Raw genomic sequence first — 16,070 nt, forward strand, 5'->3', positions numbered from 1 at the left:
GGGCAGGTTACGGAAGCCCTCCAGATAGGTAGGGTCTCTGTAGGTCGTCGGCTCTCTTCATTGAGGAGGTGACGGGGCGTGGCCGCTCGTGACGATGCTGGGGCGCGCAGGGCGCAGCAGGACAAGGAGGTCAGGGACCTCCAGACGCAGGTGTCCTTCCTAGAGGAGGAGATCTCCGTGCTGCGTCGCAAGCTCGCGGAATCCCCCCGCCAAGTCAGGGTTCTGGAAGAACGTCTCCATGAGGCACAGGCCAATCTGGCCGCCATTACGGGTCAGAACGAGCGTCTCGTGGCGACCCTCAAAGAAGCGCGCGAGCAGATCGTGGCGCTCAAGGAGGAAGTGGACAGACTCGCCCAACCACCCTCCGGGTTCGGCGTGTTCCTCGAAGCACGCGACGACGGCACCGTCGACATCTTCACCGGCGGACGCAAGCTCCGCGTGAACGTCAGCCCCGCCGTCGACATCGACGAACTCCAGCGCGGCCAAGAGGTCATGCTGAACGAGGCGCTCAACATCGTCGAGGCACTCGACTTCGAAGAGCAGGGCGAAGTCGTCATGCTCAAAGAACTGTTCGGCGACGGGGAACGCGCCCTCGTCATCGCACACGCGGACGAAGAGCGCGTCATCAAGCTGGCCGAACCGCTGCGCGGCGTCCCGCTGCGCGCCGGCGACTCGCTGATGCTGGAACCCCGATCCGGATACGCCTACGAGAAGATCCACAAGGCGGAGGTCGAAGAACTCGTCCTGGAAGAGGTCCCCGACATCTCCTACGAGGAGATCGGCGGCCTCGGCCCCCAGATCGAGCAGATCCGCGACGCCGTGGAACTCCCCTACCTGCACGCGGACCTGTTCCGCGAACACCAGCTCCGCCCACCCAAGGGCGTCCTGCTCTACGGCCCCCCCGGCTGCGGAAAGACCCTCATCGCCAAGGCCGTCGCCAACTCGCTGGCCAAACAGGTCGCCGAGAAGACCGGCCAGGAAGGCAAGAGCTTCTTCCTCAACATCAAGGGCCCCGAACTGCTCAACAAGTACGTCGGCGAAACCGAACGCCACATCCGGCTCGTCTTCCAACGAGCCCGCGAGAAGGCCTCCGCCGGCACCCCCGTCATCGTCTTCTTCGACGAGATGGACTCCATCTTCCGCACCCGCGGATCCGGCGTCTCCTCCGACGTCGAGAACACCATCGTCCCCCAGCTCCTCAGCGAGATCGACGGCGTCGAGGGCCTGGAGAACGTCATCGTCATCGGCGCCTCCAACCGCGAGGACATGATCGACCCGGCGATCCTGCGCCCCGGCCGACTCGACGTCAAGATCAAGATCGAGCGTCCCGACGCCGAAGCCGCCAAGGACATCTTCTCCAAGTACCTCCTCGAAGGCCTGCCCCTCCACCCCGAGGACGTCTCCGAACACGGCGACAACACCAAGGCCACCATCGAAGCGATGATCCAACGCGTCGTCGAGCGCATGTACACCGAGACCGAGGAGAACCGCTTCCTCGAGGTCACCTACGCCAACGGCGACAAGGAAGTCCTCTACTTCAAGGACTTCAACTCCGGCGCCATGATCCAGAACATCGTGGACCGAGCCAAGAAGATGGCCATCAAACAGTTCCTCGAAACCGGACAGAAAGGCCTGCGCGTCCAGCACCTCCTGGCCGCCTGCGTCGACGAGTTCTCCGAGAACGAGGACCTGCCCAACACCACCAACCCCGACGACTGGGCCCGCATCTCCGGCAAGAAGGGCGAGCGCATCGTCTACATCCGCACCCTCGTCTCCGGCACCAAGGGCGCCGAGGCCGGCCGATCCATCGACACCGTCGCCAACACCGGCCAATACCTGTAAGACGGTGGCGAAGGCGGAAGACGCGCCGATCCATCACAGCGCCGCTTCCGCCAACACCGACCAGTACCTGTAAGACGGTGGCGAAGGCGGAAGACGCGCCGATCCATCACAGCGCCGCTTCCGCCAACACCGGCCAATACCTCTAACACCACGCCCGACAAGCCGACCGACCACGCGGCGGCCGCCCCCACCCCGGGGACGGCCGCCGCGCCGCGTCCTCACCCGGCCACCCCACGCCACACCACGACGCCACGACCGACGCCCCATGGCTACAGCCCCCACGCCCCGATAGGCTCGACGACATGAGTGTTCGGCGGGTGATGGGCATCGAGACCGAGTACGGCATCTCCGTACCCGGCCAACCAGGAGCGAACGCGATGGTGACCTCCTCCCAGGTCGTCAACGCCTACCTCGCGGCCTCGGCGGCCAGGGCCAGAAGAGCGCGCTGGGACTTCGAAGAGGAGAACCCCCTACGCGACGCGCGCGGCTTCGACCTCGCCCGAGAAGTCGCCGACCCCAGCCAGCTCACCGACGAGGACCTCGGCCTCGCCAACGTCATCCTCACCAACGGCGCCCGACTCTACGTCGACCACGCCCACCCCGAATACAGCGCACCCGAGACCACCAACCCCCTCGACGCCGTCATCTGGGACAAGGCCGGCGAACGCGTCATGGCCGACGCCGCCGCACGCGCCGCCCTCGTCCCCGGCACCCACCCCATCCAGCTCTACAAGAACAACACCGACAACAAAGGCGCCTCCTACGGCTGCCACGAGAACTACCTCATGAAGCGGGAGACCCCCTTCGCCGACATCGTCCGGCACCTCACCCCCTTCTTCGTCTCCCGCCAGGTCATCGCCGGCGCAGGCCGCGTCGGCATCGGCGTCGACGGCCGCGGCGACGGCTTCCAGATCTCCCAGCGCGCCGACTTCTTCGAAGTCGAAGTAGGCCTGGAGACCACCCTCAAACGCCCCATCATCAACACCCGCGACGAACCCCACGCCGACCCCGAGAAATACCGGCGCCTCCACGTCATCATCGGCGACGCCAACATGAGCGAGATCTCCACCTACCTCAAGCTCGGCACCACCGCCCTGGTCCTCGCCATGATCGAAGACTCCTTCATCACCGTCGACCTCTCCGTCGACATGCCCGTCGCCGCCCTCCGCGCCATCTCCCACGACCCCACCTGCAAACACCTCCTGACGCTGCGCGACGGCCGCAAGATGACCGCCGTCCAGCTCCAGATGGAATACCTCGAACTCGCCCGCAAATACGTCGAAGAACGCCACGGCTCCGACGCCGACGAGATGACCTGCGACGTCCTCGACCGCTGGGAAACCACCCTCACCCACCTCGAAGACGACCCCATGCGGCTCTCACGCCAACTCGACTGGGTCGCCAAACTCGAACTCCTCGAGGGCTACCGCAACCGCGACGGCCTCGACTGGTCCCACCCACGCCTCCAACTCGTCGACCTCCAGTACACCGACATCCGCCCCGACAAAGGCCTCTACAACCGCCTCGTCGCACGCGACCGCATCGACCGCGTCACCACCGAAGAACGCGTCCAACACGCCATCGAGCACCCCCCCGAGGACACCCGCGCCTACTTCCGCGGCCGATGCCTCAGCCAGTACGCCGACTCCGTCGCCGCCGCCTCCTGGGACTCCGTCATCTTCGACGTCCCCGGTCGCGAATCCCTCCAACGCGTCCCCACCCTCGAACCCCTCCGCGGCACCCGCCAACACGTCGGCGCACTCCTCGACCGCTGCCGCACCGCAGCCGACCTCGTCGCCACACTCACCGGCCAGAACTGACCCACCCCACAGCGACGACCCGGCCCACCACAACACCCGCGGCAACGTCCCACCGCGACACGAACACCGCCCGAACGCCCGCGAGAGCCCCTCTCGCGGGCGTTCCGCCGTTCCCCGGACTTCCCCACCAAGGCCCTTCCCAAAGACGTTATGAGCCCCCAGAGGCCGCCGCTGATTTGTGACCGGTTTGCCCGTTTCAGCGTTTCGCGCACCGGCGATAACCCCGACAGGCCCCCCGCGCGGCCACCCGCGAAAACGGGTGAGCCGGTACCCGCTCGTCGGCCAAGATCGAGGATAGGGTTGGGGGCACCGGCAGAGTGGAGGTACGGGATGGCCACGAAGGACACCGGCGGTCAGAAGCAGACCGAACGTCGCACCGAAGAGGTCGAGGAGACCCAGGCCGAGACCACGGGCGACGTTCAGGAGCGCCAGGAGAAACTGTCCGAGGACGTCGACGCAATTCTGGACGAAATCGACGAAGTTCTCGAAGAGAACGCAGAGGAATTTGTCAGGAGCTACGTCCAAAAGGGAGGGGAGTAAATCCTGGTATGTCCGTTTTGGGAATGACCTAAATCCTAAAACGGGGGACGTCGAACACGCGTGCCGTTAGATTGGAAACCAACGGTTCGCGGATTCGACGCCGGAGTTGCGCTCCGGGGTGGGAGGGTGGGTTTCATGTCCGACGTGAAGAAGTGCCGTGACTGCGGTCTCTTCAAGCCCGTCGGAGAGTTCTGGAAGCGCAAGGCGTCCAAGGACGGCCTTGCGCTTTACTGCAAGGAGTGTTTCGGCCTCCGGGGCGCGAAGTCCTATCGCGGCAAGAGAAGAGCCGAAGGTAAGAAGTCCAGGGAGTATCGACGGTATTCGGCTGTGCCCGAGGGGATGAAGTACTGTCCGCGGTGCAAAGAAATCCAGCAACTGGATGCCTTCGGCGGCAACCGCGCCAATCCGGATGGGCGTGCCGCCTACTGCAAGCCGTGTCACAACAAGGCTATGGCGGAGATCCGGGAGCGTAATCACGGAAGTAGTCGCAACTACCTGCTCAAGCTCCGCTATGGCATCACCGAGCGGGAAGCCGACACTCTGCTCGCACGCCAGGGCGGGATCTGCGTCATCTGCCTTCGGTCCCCGGCCGCTCATGTGGATCACGGCCATGTGACCGGTCTGGTCCGGAGCATGTTGTGCTTCGGGTGCAACGGTGGTCTGGGCCAGTTCGAGGAAGACGTCTGGGTGATCAAGGAGGCCGCCGACTACCTGGAGCGGCTCACCTGGCACGCGCGTCTGATGCGCTTGGAGCTCGGCGCGGACGTGATCGAAGGCTGGCCGGACCGGGGCCGCCGCACCGTGGCGGATCTCAAGGGGACGCCCCGGGATTACAAGCTTCGCCACCGGTACGGGATCAACGAACGCGACGCTCTGCTCCTGCTCGATCTGCAGAAGGGCAGATGCGCGATCTGCTGCGATCGCCCGGCCGAGCACGTCGATCACTGTCACGACACGCTGGCCGTTCGCGGCATGCTGTGCGGTGGGTGCAACACCGGCATGGGGCAGTTGCGTGACGACCCGGGGACGTTGCGGCGTGCGGCCGACTATCTCCTCGGTGAGCTGGTCACCGAGGTGCCCGCTGCGGGTGGTGGGACGCGGCTGTCGTTCACCGTTCCGGATGTTGATCCCTCGACCGTTCCCCTCGACGGCTGGGATGGCTACCGGGAGCGGGACGCGGCGCATCGGAAGGCGTTGCGGGAGGCGGAGCCGGCGATTCGGGAGTCGTGGATCGCGTTGCCGGGGGATCGGGCTGTGAGCCGCTTTCCGATCGATCGTTGGTTGGCCGCGCGGTGAGCCGGTGAGTCGATGAGCCGGTGCGTCGGTGAGGCGTCGGGTCCTCTGTGGTGTTTCGTTGGCGGGTTCGCCGTGGGCGGAGCGGGGCGGGGTGTGCGCGGCATGCGCCGATCGTCGATCGAACAGTAGGGTCTTGGTTGTCAGCGTCGGCGCGGGTGTGCGTCGGCGGTGCCATGGTGGAGGGAAGGAGTCGCGTGGCGTCCCACGAGTCGCAGACCGGACGGTCGTCCGGGTTGTTCGCGAGCCCGGACACGTCCTCGTTCACGGAGTTCCTGGGGGCGTATTCGCCGGAGCTGCTTCCGGGGCGGCGGTCGCTTCCGGCGTCGGTGTCGGCGGGTGAGGAGATTCCGCACGGTACGACGATCGTGGCGGTGGCGTTCCCCGGTGGTGTGGTGATGGCGGGGGACCGGCGGGCGACCGCGGGTCACATGATCGCGCAGCGGGACATCGAGAAGGTGTTCCGGGCCGATGAGTTCTCGGCGATCGCGATCGCGGGGACCGCGGGGATCGGCATCGAGATGGTGCGGTTGTTCCAGGTGGAGCTGGAGCACTACGAGAAGCGCGAGGGCCGGACCCTGTCGATCGAGGGTAAGGCGAACCGGCTGGCGACGATGGTGCGGCAGAACCTCGGCATGGCGATGCAGGGGTTGGCGGTGGTGCCGCTGTTCGCGGGTTATGACGAGGTTCGCGATGTGGGGCGGATCTTCTCGTATGACCCGGCGGGTGGGCGGTACGAGGAGCGGGACTTCCACTCGATCGGGTCGGGGTCGGTATTCGCGCGTGGGGCGTTGAAGAAGCTGTACCGGCCGGATCTGTCGGCGGAGGACGCGGCGCTGGTGTGCGTGCAGGCGTTGTACGACGCGGCGGATGACGACTCGGCGACGGGTGGGCCGGATCTGACGCGCAGGATCTTCCCGGTGGTGGCGTCGGTGACGTCCGATGGGTACCGCCGGCTCGGTGAGGACGAGGTCGGCGCGTTGGCGCGGACCGTCGTGGATGGCCGTTACGACTCGCCGGGCGGTCCGACCGCCCCGCTGCGATAGAAGGGAAGCGGACCGGTGTCGATGCCGTTCTACGTCTCGCCCGAACAGCAGATGAAGGACAAGGCGGACTACGCGCGCAAGGGGATCGCGCGGGGTCGTAGCGTTGTCGTTCTTCAGTACGCCGACGGGATCCTGTTCGTGGCGGACAATCCGTCGCGGGCGCTGCACAAGATCAGTGAGATTTACGACCGGATCGCGTTCGCGGCGGTCGGGAAGTACAACGAGTTCGAGAACCTGCGGCTGGGTGGTGTCCGGTACGCGGATGTCAACGGTTACCAGTACGACCGGCGTGATGTGACGGCGCGGGGTCTGGCGAACGTGTACGCGCAGTCGCTGGGGACGATCTTCACGGAGACCAACAAGCCGTACGAGGTGGAGTTGGTCGTGGCGGAGGTCGGGGAGTCGGCGGAGACCGATCAGATCTACCGGTTGACGTTCGATGGTTCGGTGGCCGACGAGCATGGTTATGTGGCGATGGGCGGTCAGGCGGACGCGGTCGCGCAGGCGTTGAAGGACCGTTACACCGAGGGTGCGTCGTTGGCGGACGCGCTGCGGGTGGCGGTGCAGTCGTTGGAGGCGCAGGACAGCGACCGGCATCTGGAGGCCAAGTCGCTGGAGGTGGCGGTGCTGGATCGGAATCGTGAGCACCGGTTGTTCCGGCGGCTTCCGGCGGCGCGGATCGGGGAGTTGCTGGGGAGTACGGAGAGCGGTGCGGCGGAGGCCTCGGAGGGTGGTTCTGAGGGCGCTTCGGGGGCCTGAGCGGCTTTCGGGGTGAGTGCTGGTCGTTGGTGGGGGCTCGTCGCGTGTGCGGCGGGCCTTCGCCGTTTCGGTGTTCGGTCCGGGTTGCGGGGGCGGTGGCCGATCATGGCCGTGGGGTGGGGGTGGTGTCGGCGAAACAACCGGCGGTGAAGGCTGCCAAGTCGACGTCCGGCCGCATAGGGTCGAGTGTGTGGACAGGCGCATCTTCGGGCTTGAGAACGAGTACGGCGTCACCTGCACCTTCCGCGGTCAGCGGCGGTTGTCACCTGATGAGGTGGCGCGCTATCTGTTCCGTCGGGTGGTCTCGTGGGGCCGCAGCAGCAACGTGTTCCTGCGCAACGGCGCGCGGCTCTACCTGGACGTGGGCAGCCACCCCGAGTACGCCACGCCCGAGTGCGACAACGTGGTCGATCTGGTGACGCACGACAAGGCGGGGGAGCGGATCCTGGAGGGTCTGCTGGTGGATGCCGAGCGGCGGTTGCGCGAGGAGGGCATCGCCGGTGACATCTACCTGTTCAAGAACAACACCGACTCGGCCGGGAACTCCTACGGCTGTCATGAGAACTATCTGGTGGGGCGGCACGGGGAGTTCGGCCGGCTGGCCGATGTGCTGATCCCGTATCTGGTGACGCGGCAGATCATCGCGGGGGCGGGGAAGGTGCTGCAGACGCCGCGGGGTGCGGTGTACTGCGTGTCGCAGCGGGCCGAGCACATCTGGGAGGGTGTGTCGTCGGCGACGACCCGTTCGCGGCCGATCATCAATACGCGGGACGAGCCGCACGCGGACGCCGAGCGGTTCCGTCGGCTGCACGTCATCGTCGGTGACTCGAACATGAGTGAGACGACGATGTTGCTGAAGGTCGGGGCGACCGATCTGGTGCTGCGGATGATCGAGGCGGGCGTGGTGATGCGCGACCTGACCCTGGAGAATCCGATCCGGGCGATCCGTGAGGTCAGTCATGACATGACGGGTCGGCGCAAGGTGCGGTTGGCGAACGGTCGTGAGGCGAGTTCGCTGGAGATCCAGCGCGAGTACTTCGGCAAGGCCAAGGATTTCGTGGACCGGCGTGGCGGTGACGCGATCACGACGCGGGTGCTGGATCTGTGGGAGCGGACGCTGCGCGCGGTGGAGACCGGTGATCTGGATCTGGTGGCGCGGGAGATCGACTGGGTGACGAAGTACCAGTTGATCGAGCGGTACCGGCGCAAGTACGACCTGCCGTTGTCGTCGCCGCGGGTGGCGCAGCTGGATCTGGCGTATCACGACGTGCATCGGGAGCGGGGGTTGTACTACCTGCTGGAGAAGCGGGGGTCGGTGGAGCGCGCGACGCGCGATCTGGCGATCTTCGAGGCGAAGTCGGTGCCGCCGCAGACGACGCGGGCGCGGTTGCGCGGGGAGTTCATCCGCCGGGCGCAGGAGAAGCGGCGGGACTTCACGGTGGACTGGGTGCATCTGAAGCTGAACGACCAGGCGCAGCGGACGGTGCTGTGCAAGGACCCGTTCCGGTCGGTGGACGAGCGGGTCGACAAGCTGATCGCCGGGATGTAACGACTACCGGCAGGTCATCGGCGGGGTAGGGTGAGCGCTCGTCAGCGCTCACCCTCCTCGCGTGTAAGGACCTTTATGCGCCGTCGTTCCGCCCCGTTCCGTTCTGTGGTGCTGCCCCTGGTGGCCGTGGTGGCCGCTCCGCTGGCGCTGTCGGCCTGTTCGGGGTCGGGTGATGTGCAGGTGGAGGTGAAGGGGGCGGCGGGGACCAAGCCGGAGGTGGTGATCCCCAAGGGGGACGAGCCCGGTAAGGAGCTGGCGTTGAAGGCGCTGGCGGAGGGTAGGGGCGCGCAGGCCCGCAAGGGCGACATGGTGATCGCCGACTATGTGGGGTACCGGTGGGCGAAGGGTTCGTCGAAGCTGCTGGCGAGTAGTTATGTGGACGGTAAGCCGGGGGCGTTTCCGACCGGGCAGCTGATTCCGGGGTTGGACAAGGCCCTGGCGGGGCGTAAGGCGGGGGCGCGTGTGGTGGCGCGGATTCCTCCGAAGGACGGTTACGGGGAGAACGGTAATCCGCAGCAGCAGGTGAGCGCCGGGGACACGCTGGTGTACGTGCTGGACGTGCGGGCGGTGTATCCGAAGGACGCGGCGGCGCAGGGGGCGCCGCAGCCGCTGGACGATTCCAGGCTGCCGAAGGTGGCGGGCGCTCAGGTTCCGCAGGTGTCGGTGCCGAAGGTCGCGCCGCCGAGGACGTTGCAGGTGCGGACGCTGGTGCGGGGCAACGGTCCGGCGGTGCAGAAGGGGCAGTTGCTGGCGTTGCAGTACGCGGGGGTGTTCTGGCGCAACGGCCAGGTGTTCAACTCCTCGTGGCAGGTGGGCAACCCGTACGCGACCACGATCGGCACCGGTCAGGTGATCAAGGGGTGGGATCAGGCGCTGGTGGGGCAGAAGGTCGGCAGCCGGATGCTGCTGGTGGTGCCGCCGTCGCTGGGGTACGGGGCCAAGGGGTTGCCGCAGGCGGGCATCAAGGGCGATGACACGCTGGTGTTCGTGGTGGACCTGCTGGGCGTGCACTGAGGGGTTTGCGCTGAGCGCTGCCCCGGTGTTCTAACGCCAATTGCGGCTGTTCTTAGAATGGCCGGGTGGAGGACATCGACGCGATCGCGGCGCTTCAGGATCCGGTGCGGCGTCGCCTGTACGAGTTCGTGGCCGCGCGGGGCCGTGAGGTGGGCCGGAACGAGGCGGCCGAGGCCGTGGGGGTGCAGCGCACCCTCGCGGCCTTTCATCTGGACCGGCTGGTCGAGGCGGGGCTGCTGGAGAGCGGCAGCCGTCGTCTGACGGGGCGGTCGGGGCCGGGGGCGGGGCGTCCGGCGAAGGTGTACCGGCGTTCCCCGGTGGAGCGTCAGGTGGCGTTGCCCGCCCGGGACTATCGGACGGCCGCCGATCTGCTGGCCGAGGCGGCGGAGGCCGCCGGGCTGGACGACGGGGTGCGGGAGGCGGCGCGCCGCCGGGGCCGGGCGTCGCGGGGGCCGGTGGGGGACCGGGAGGAGCTGGCGTCGCTGCTGCGGTCGCGCGGCTACGAGCCCTACTGGGACGAGGGCGAGGACGGGGACGAGGGCCAGGACGGCGCAGGGGCCGGGGCCGGGTCTGTGCTGCGCATGCGCAACTGCCCCTTCCACTCCGTCGCCGAGCGCTTCCCGCCGTTGGTGTGCGGGATGAACCTGGCGCTGCTGGAGGGGTTGCTGGAGGGTGCGGACGGCTGGCGGGCGCGGATGGATCCGCGGCCGGGGGAGTGCTGCACGGTGGTGGAACCTTCTAAAAACAACGAGTCTTGACATAGAAGGGGTGGGCTGGTGGGATGGCGAGCATGCCCGATGACTCCCGTTTCCACCTGGCCCAGCTCAACATCGCCGCGCTGCGCTTCCCCCTGGAGGACCCGCGTATCGCCGACTTCGTGGCGGCCCTGGAACCGATCAACGCCCTCGCCGACGCCGCGCCCGGGTTCGTGTGGCGGCTGGTGGGGGAGGAGGGCGACGACGCCACGGGACTGCGCCCGTTCGGACCCGACGTGATCGTGAACCTCACGGTCTGGGAGGGCGCGGAGGCGCTGTGGGACTACGTCTACCGCAGCGGCCATCTGGAGGTGATGCGCCGCCGCCGGGAGTGGTTCCAGCGGCCCGCCGAGGCGCACCTGGTGATGTGGTGGGTGCCCGCCGGGCACGTGCCGGGCGTGGCCGAGGCCGCCGAACGGCTGGAGCTGCTGCGCGCCGAGGGCCCCTCGCCCCGCGCGTTCACCTTCGCCTCCTCCTACACCGCCGAGGAGGCGCGGGCGGTCGACCCGGCCCTTGCCGGCCCTTCGGGCGCCGGTCCGGCCGGTGCGGGTCAGGCCAGCAGCGCGGCGGTGTGACGGCCCGCGGCGGCCGCGGTGAGGAAGTAGGCCAGGTCCTCGTCCAGGCGGCGGCCCATCGTGGACAGCCGCACCCCCCAGTCCTTCTCGGCGGAGGCCAGCGCGTCGCGCAGGCCCTCCACGCCGACCGGGACCAGCTCGTGCCGGTCGCCCAGTGACGCGGCCGCGGCGGCGACGCGCTGCCCGAACGGGCCGCCCAGCTCCGGCACCGCGATCTGGGCGCGGGCGAGCGCGACCCGGCCGTAGGCGGTGAGGCTGTGGTGGGAGACGCCGAGGTGGCGTTCCCGCGCGTCGCCCTCGCTGACCCGCAGGCAGCCCACCGGGCGGCCGTCCAGCACGGCGGCGGCGTTGATCGCCTCCCCGGCCGACACGCCCGAGAAACCCCATTTGGTGCCGGTTCCGAGGTTGCCGGGTCCCTGCGCCACGACGATCACCTCGGCGTCCAGCACCAGCCGGGCGGCCAGCAGCCCGGTGTGGACGGTCACCGCCTCCAGGTCCCCGCCGAACGCCTGCCCCACCGTCACCGTCGCCGCCAGCGCCCCGGCCGCCCTGAGCTGGGCGATCGACATGGAGAACCAGGCGGGCAGCGCGCCCCCGTCGGGCATCACGTACACCACGCGCGTCCCGGGCCGCTCGGCCAGCAGGCCCGCCAGGATCGGCGGCAGCGCCGAGTGGAGGTCGGCCACGATCACCGGGGCGCCGTACAGCGAGTCGGCCTCCCGCAGCAGCCCGTGGTGGGGGGAGTCCTGCTCGTCGGCGCCCAGCACCGTGGCCTGCAGGGGGGTGTAGCGGGCCTTGACCAGGTGGCCCGGGCCCGCCGGGTCGGGGGGCAGCCGGTCGGGCACCGCGACGACCATCGCGTACCCGCCGGTCCCCAGACCCATCGCCAAGGCCGTAGTGTTGAGCAGGACGGTGTCGCCCGGCTCCGGCCGCCCCACCAGCGCGGGATAGGCCAGTGCCCGGCGCGGGCCGTCGTCATCGATCAGGACGGTCAGCTCGACCGCCCCCGGCCACTCCCGGCGAACGTCTTGCACGGTGCCTTTACGCCATCGGATCACAGGGGAGACGGTAGCGTCCTGGGAGAGGGAAAACGGGCGGGACCCGCTGAGCGAACGGCCCGCGAGCGAAGAGGTGGTGGGGAAGTGTCGCGGCGCAAGACCGAGCGCCTGCTCAACCTGGTGGTCTGCCTGCTCGCCACGCGCCGTTACCTGACGGCCGAGCAGATCCGCCGGGCCGTTCCCGGCTACCCCGACTCCGACGAGGCGTTCAAGCGGATGTTCGAACGCGACAAGGAGGAACTGCGGGAGCTGGGCGTGCCCCTGGAGGTCGGCAGCGACGGCGACGGCGAGGAGACCGGCTACCGGATCCCGCCGCAGGCCTACGAGCTGCCCGACATCCACCTGACGCCCGACGAGGCCGCGGTGCTGGGCCTGGCGGCCCGGGTGTGGCAGCGCGCCAGCATGGCCGAGGCCGCCTCCGGCGCGCTGCTGAAGCTGCGCGCCGCCGGGGTGGAGACCGACGAGACCACCGCCGTGGGCATCGAGCCGCGGCTGGACACCGGCGACCCGGCGTTCCCCGCCCTGTGGGAGGCGGTGCGCGACGCCCGGCCGGTCGCCTTCGACTACCAGGGCGTCGGCCGCACCTCGGTGGCGCGGCGGCACCTGGAGCCGTGGGGCGTGGTGAGCCGCCGCGGCCGCTGGTACGTGGTCGGCCACGACCGCGACCGGGGCGAGTCGCGGGTGTTCCGCCTCAGCCGCATCGTCGGCGAGGTCGTCCCCGACGGCCCCGAGGGGTCGGTCGTGGTGCCCGAGGGCGTGGACGTGCGGCGCATCGCGTTCGACCGGGGCGACCCGCTCGCCGAGCCCCGCCCGGCCACGGTGCGGCTGCGGCAGGGCGCCGCGCAGGGCCCGCGCCGCTGGGCCCGCGACGTGCGGCCCGCCGGGGACGGCCAGGGCGGCTGGGACGAGGCGACGCTGACGTTCCGCGACGTGGACCGGTTCGCGCCCTACCTGGCCCGGTTCGCCGACGACGTGGTCGTCCTGGACCCGCCGGACCTGCGCGAGGCGGTCATCCAGCAGTTGAAGGCGGTCCTGGCGGGGGGAGGCGGACAGTGAGCAAGACCGAGAACAGGACCGGGGCCAAGGCCCCGGGCAGGCCCGCGGGCAAGGGCCGGGGCCGGGGCGGCTCGGGCACCTCCACCGACCGGCTCGGCCGGCTGCTGGCGCTGGTCCCGTACGTGATCAACCGGGACACCGTCGCCCTGGACCAGGCCGCCGCCGCGTTCGGCGTCACCGAGAAGCAGCTGATCGACGACCTGAACCTGCTGTGGTGCGTGGAGCTGCGCGCCCCCGACCCCTACTGCCCGATCGACCTGTCCTACGAGGGCGGCGAGATCACCGTCACCGAGGCCGAGTCGATCGCCCGGCCGCTGCGGCTGAAGGTCGACGAGGCCGGGGCGCTGCTGGTGGCGCTGCGGATGCTGGCCGGGGTGCCCGGCCTGCAGGACCGCGACGCGCTGTCGCGGGTGATCGCCAAGCTGGAGAGCGCCGCCGGGGCCGCCGCCCAGGTCGCCGGGAAGGTCGCGGTCGAGGTCGACGCCGGCGGCGACACCCTGGCGCTGCTGCGCGACGCCATCGCCCGGCGCCGCCGCGTCCACCTGGCCTACTACGTGCCCGCCCGCGACGAGAACACCGAACGCGACGTGGACCCCATGCGGCTGCTGGTGGTGGAGGGCAACACCTACCTGGAGGGCTGGTGCCGCCGCGCCGAGGGCGTCCGGCTGTTCCGCACCGACCGCATCAGCGCCCTGCAGGTCCTGGACGTCGCCGCCGAGGTCCCCGACGACGCCGAGCCGATCGACGTCGACGCCGGCCTGTTCCGGCCGTCCCCGCAGGACGTGGCGGTCACCCTGGAGCTGACCCCGCAGGGCCGCTGGGTCGCCGACTACTACCCGTGCGAGAGCGTCGCCGAGCTCGGCGAGGGACGGCTGCGGATCGTGCTGCGCACCCCCGACACCCGCTGGGTGCGGGGCCTGGCGCTGCGGCTGGGCGACCAGGGCCGCATCACCGCCCCCGCCGAGCTGGCCGGCGCCGTCCGCGACGACGCCGCCCGCGCGCTCGCGCTGTACGAGTCGGCCCCGCCGGGCACGGCGCGCGCGGCGGCGTACGATGAGCCGCGAGGAGGTCGTTGACGATGCCGGCGGTGTCGTTGGTCACGATCGGGCTCAGCGTCGCGGGCCTGGTGGTGGTGGCGTTCTGCGCGTTCAAGGTCTACCTGGGCGTTCGCCGGTTCGGACGTGAACTCGACCGGGCCCGCGCACGGCTGGAACCCAAACACGCGGTGCTCCGCGATGAACTCCGCGATCTCCAGGAGGCGCGTGCGGCGCGCGACTCCGGCGACGGCGTACGATCGTCGTGAGTACCACTTGGTGAAGAGGACGGATACATGCCCAGTTTCGGTGCCGGCGAGTGGATCATCATCCTGCTCGTCGTCCTTCTGCTGTTCGGCTCGGCCAAGCTGCCGGCGCTGGCCCGCTCCCTCGGCCGCTCCGCGCGCATCCTCAAGGCCGAGACCAAGGGCCTGCACGATGACGACGACGGCGACAAGGCCGCCGACCAGCCGGGCCAGCCGGGCCAGCAGGCGCAGGGCCAGCAGGCCCAGGCGCAGTCGGCCGACGCCCGCGCCGAGGCCGCCCGGCTGCGCGAGGAGGCCGCCCGCCTGGAGCGCGAGGCCGCCCAGCAGCAGTACGGCTCGGGCGCGCGCCCGCTGACCTCCGGGGAGCCGATCCAGGGCGTTCCGGTGTCGGACCCCGACCGCCTGCGCAAGTCCTGACCCTCCCCATCCCACCCCGATCGGCGGCCCCCACCTCCTGGACCCTCGGCGACCATGAAGTTCCTGAGTTCCGCTCCCCCGGCCAACCCCGAAGGCCGCATGTCGCTCATGGAGCACCTCCGTGAGCTGCGCAACCGACTGATCAAGGCGATCTTCTTCCTGCTGCTCGGCATGATCGTCGGTTACGTGTTCTTCCAGCCGATCTGGGAGCTGCTGAAGGAGCCCTACTGCCAGATCCAGGCGGCCAAGGAGCTCAACGGCAAGTGCAACCTGGTCGCCGGCGGCATCTTCAGCCAGTTCTTCATCCGGCTGAAGATCGCCATCATCGTCGGCCTGGTGCTGTCCTCGCCGTTCTGGCTGTACCAGATGTGGGCGTTCGTCGCCCCCGGCCTGTACCAGCGCGAACGCCGCTGGACGTATGTGTTCCTGTCGGCGGCGGTCCCGCTGTTCCTGGTCGGCGCGTGGCTGGCCTACCTGTTCATCGACAAGGGCCTGCAGCTGTTCCTCGGCGGCTTCGGCATCGAGGGGGTGCTGCCGCTGGTGCAGGTCGACCAGTACCTCAGCTACGTGCTGATGATGCTGCTGGTCTTCGGCGTCACCTTCGAGCTGCCGCTGTTCGTGGTGATGCTGAACGTCGTGGGCGTGCTCACCTTCGAGCGGATCAAGCGGACCCAGCGGATCGCCGTGTTCGGGATCTTCGTGTTCGCCGCGATCGCCACCCCCAGCGGCGACCCCGTCACCATGCTGGTGCTGGCGCTGCCCACGGTGATCCTGTACGAGCTGGCCGCGCTGGTCGCCTACTTCAACGACCGGCGCCGCGCCCGCCGCGTCGACCCCGACGCCGCCCTGGCCGACGACGAGATCTCCCCGCTGCGGCTGGAGGAGATCGACGCCGAGCTGGAGCAGGGCAACCTGGAGCAGGGCAAGCGGGGGCTCTCCTGACCCCGTCCCGGGCCGTGCCCGCGACCCGTCCGTCACCCGGCGTCCCCCGCGACCGAGCCCGGTTCGGGGGACGCGCCGGGGCGATCCCGCCCCTCAAGTGGGAA

The 16,070-nt window shown here is 69.4% G+C and carries 16 protein-coding genes; 15 read left to right on the forward strand and 1 reads right to left on the reverse strand.

The features are described from left to right. Positions 1-78: 78 nt before the first annotated feature. The 10 genes from arc to HNR61_RS34885 all read left to right on the forward strand — a co-directional run bounded on the left by arc (position 79) and on the right by HNR61_RS34885 (position 11,193). Positions 79-1,842, forward strand: coding sequence for a proteasome ATPase (gene arc / locus HNR61_RS34840; protein WP_182847384.1), 1,764 nt, complete (start codon positions 79-81; stop codon positions 1,840-1,842). Between the two features lie 302 nt (positions 1,843-2,144). Then, a complete protein-coding gene (dop, locus tag HNR61_RS34845) occupies positions 2,145-3,662 on the forward strand; it encodes a depupylase/deamidase Dop (RefSeq protein WP_182847385.1) in 1,518 nt (505 codons plus the stop codon). Between the two features lie 330 nt (positions 3,663-3,992). Next, positions 3,993-4,202, forward strand: coding sequence for a ubiquitin-like protein Pup (locus HNR61_RS34850; protein WP_182847386.1), 210 nt, complete (start codon positions 3,993-3,995; stop codon positions 4,200-4,202). 135 nt (positions 4,203-4,337) lie between these two features. Next, entirely contained in the window at positions 4,338-5,498 is a 1,161-nt protein-coding gene (locus HNR61_RS34855; RefSeq protein ID WP_246444338.1) for an endonuclease VII domain-containing protein, read from the forward strand. A gap of 173 nt (positions 5,499-5,671) precedes the next feature. After that, the gene (gene prcB, locus HNR61_RS34860; protein WP_157420301.1) at positions 5,672-6,541 is read left to right on the forward strand and encodes a proteasome subunit beta; all 870 of its coding nucleotides are present in this window, start codon (positions 5,672-5,674) and stop codon (positions 6,539-6,541) included. A 21-nt stretch (positions 6,542-6,562) separates the two neighbouring features. After that, positions 6,563-7,300, forward strand: coding sequence for a proteasome subunit alpha (gene prcA / locus HNR61_RS34865; RefSeq protein ID WP_182847453.1), 738 nt, complete (start codon positions 6,563-6,565; stop codon positions 7,298-7,300). 190 nt (positions 7,301-7,490) lie between these two features. Beyond that, the gene (gene pafA / locus HNR61_RS34870; RefSeq protein ID WP_182847387.1) at positions 7,491-8,849 is read left to right on the forward strand and encodes a Pup--protein ligase; all 1,359 of its coding nucleotides are present in this window, start codon (positions 7,491-7,493) and stop codon (positions 8,847-8,849) included. A gap of 75 nt (positions 8,850-8,924) precedes the next feature. Continuing rightward, positions 8,925-9,863 (forward strand): FKBP-type peptidyl-prolyl cis-trans isomerase, encoded by a 939-nt coding sequence (locus tag HNR61_RS34875; protein WP_182847388.1) that lies wholly within the window; start codon positions 8,925-8,927, stop codon positions 9,861-9,863. A gap of 65 nt (positions 9,864-9,928) precedes the next feature. After that, a complete protein-coding gene (locus HNR61_RS34880; protein WP_182847389.1) occupies positions 9,929-10,621 on the forward strand; it encodes a helix-turn-helix transcriptional regulator in 693 nt (230 codons plus the stop codon). A 32-nt stretch (positions 10,622-10,653) separates the two neighbouring features. Further along, positions 10,654-11,193, forward strand: coding sequence for a DUF3291 domain-containing protein (locus HNR61_RS34885; RefSeq protein ID WP_182847390.1), 540 nt, complete (start codon positions 10,654-10,656; stop codon positions 11,191-11,193). On the opposite strand, the gene HNR61_RS34890 is transcribed toward HNR61_RS34885, so the two are convergent. Then, complete coding sequence (locus tag HNR61_RS34890; RefSeq protein ID WP_312898249.1) at positions 11,169-12,227, reverse strand: DUF3866 family protein; 1,059 nt, start codon at positions 12,225-12,227, stop codon at positions 11,169-11,171. The two genes, HNR61_RS34885 and HNR61_RS34890, sit on opposite strands and share 25 nt — an antisense overlap. A gap of 108 nt (positions 12,228-12,335) precedes the next feature. Between HNR61_RS34890 and HNR61_RS34895 the strand changes: the two genes are divergently transcribed. The 5 genes from HNR61_RS34895 to tatC are packed head-to-tail and all read left to right on the forward strand — an operon-like array spanning position 12,336 to position 15,966. Next, positions 12,336-13,307 (forward strand): helix-turn-helix transcriptional regulator, encoded by a 972-nt coding sequence (locus HNR61_RS34895; protein ID WP_182847392.1) that lies wholly within the window; start codon positions 12,336-12,338, stop codon positions 13,305-13,307. Further along, positions 13,304-14,383 carry a helix-turn-helix transcriptional regulator gene (locus HNR61_RS34900; protein ID WP_182847393.1) on the forward strand — a complete coding sequence of 360 codons (1,080 nt, stop codon included), beginning with the start codon at positions 13,304-13,306 and terminating at the stop codon, positions 14,381-14,383. Before HNR61_RS34895 ends, HNR61_RS34900 begins: the two co-directional genes overlap by 4 nt. Continuing rightward, positions 14,380-14,610, forward strand: a complete 231-nt coding sequence (locus tag HNR61_RS34905) for a hypothetical protein (RefSeq protein WP_376770291.1) — start codon at positions 14,380-14,382, stop codon at positions 14,608-14,610. Before HNR61_RS34900 ends, HNR61_RS34905 begins: the two co-directional genes overlap by 4 nt. Positions 14,611-14,637: 27 nt before the next feature. Beyond that, positions 14,638-15,024: a Sec-independent protein translocase subunit TatA gene (gene tatA / locus HNR61_RS34910; RefSeq protein WP_182847394.1), complete on the forward strand. Its 387-nt coding sequence runs from the start codon at positions 14,638-14,640 to the stop codon at positions 15,022-15,024. A gap of 54 nt (positions 15,025-15,078) precedes the next feature. Next, the gene (gene tatC / locus HNR61_RS34915) at positions 15,079-15,966 is read left to right on the forward strand and encodes a twin-arginine translocase subunit TatC (protein WP_246444340.1); all 888 of its coding nucleotides are present in this window, start codon (positions 15,079-15,081) and stop codon (positions 15,964-15,966) included. The last annotated feature ends 104 nt before the right edge of the window (positions 15,967-16,070 follow it).

Source organism: Actinomadura kijaniata, from assembly GCF_014138665.1.
Classification (GTDB): Bacteria; Actinomycetota; Actinomycetes; order Streptosporangiales; family Streptosporangiaceae; genus Spirillospora; species Spirillospora kijaniata.

What these genes read in the sequence shown, in the direction of transcription:
- HNR61_RS34875 (WP_182847388.1), top strand. Translation starts at nt 8,925, where the DNA reads ATGCGCCGTCGTTCCGCCCCGTTCCGTTCTGTGGTGCTGCCCCTGGTG.
- HNR61_RS34850 (WP_182847386.1), top strand. Translation starts at nt 3,993, where the DNA reads ATGGCCACGAAGGACACCGGCGGTCAGAAGCAGACCGAACGTCGCACC.
- prcA (WP_182847453.1), top strand. Translation starts at nt 6,563, where the DNA reads ATGCCGTTCTACGTCTCGCCCGAACAGCAGATGAAGGACAAGGCGGAC.
- HNR61_RS34855 (WP_246444338.1), top strand. Translation starts at nt 4,338, where the DNA reads ATGTCCGACGTGAAGAAGTGCCGTGACTGCGGTCTCTTCAAGCCCGTC.
- dop (WP_182847385.1), top strand. Translation starts at nt 2,145, where the DNA reads ATGAGTGTTCGGCGGGTGATGGGCATCGAGACCGAGTACGGCATCTCC.
- HNR61_RS34885 (WP_182847390.1), top strand. Translation starts at nt 10,654, where the DNA reads ATGCCCGATGACTCCCGTTTCCACCTGGCCCAGCTCAACATCGCCGCG.
- tatC (WP_246444340.1), top strand. Translation starts at nt 15,079, where the DNA reads ATGAAGTTCCTGAGTTCCGCTCCCCCGGCCAACCCCGAAGGCCGCATG.
- prcB (WP_157420301.1), top strand. Translation starts at nt 5,672, where the DNA reads ATGGTGGAGGGAAGGAGTCGCGTGGCGTCCCACGAGTCGCAGACCGGA.
- tatA (WP_182847394.1), top strand. Translation starts at nt 14,638, where the DNA reads ATGCCCAGTTTCGGTGCCGGCGAGTGGATCATCATCCTGCTCGTCGTC.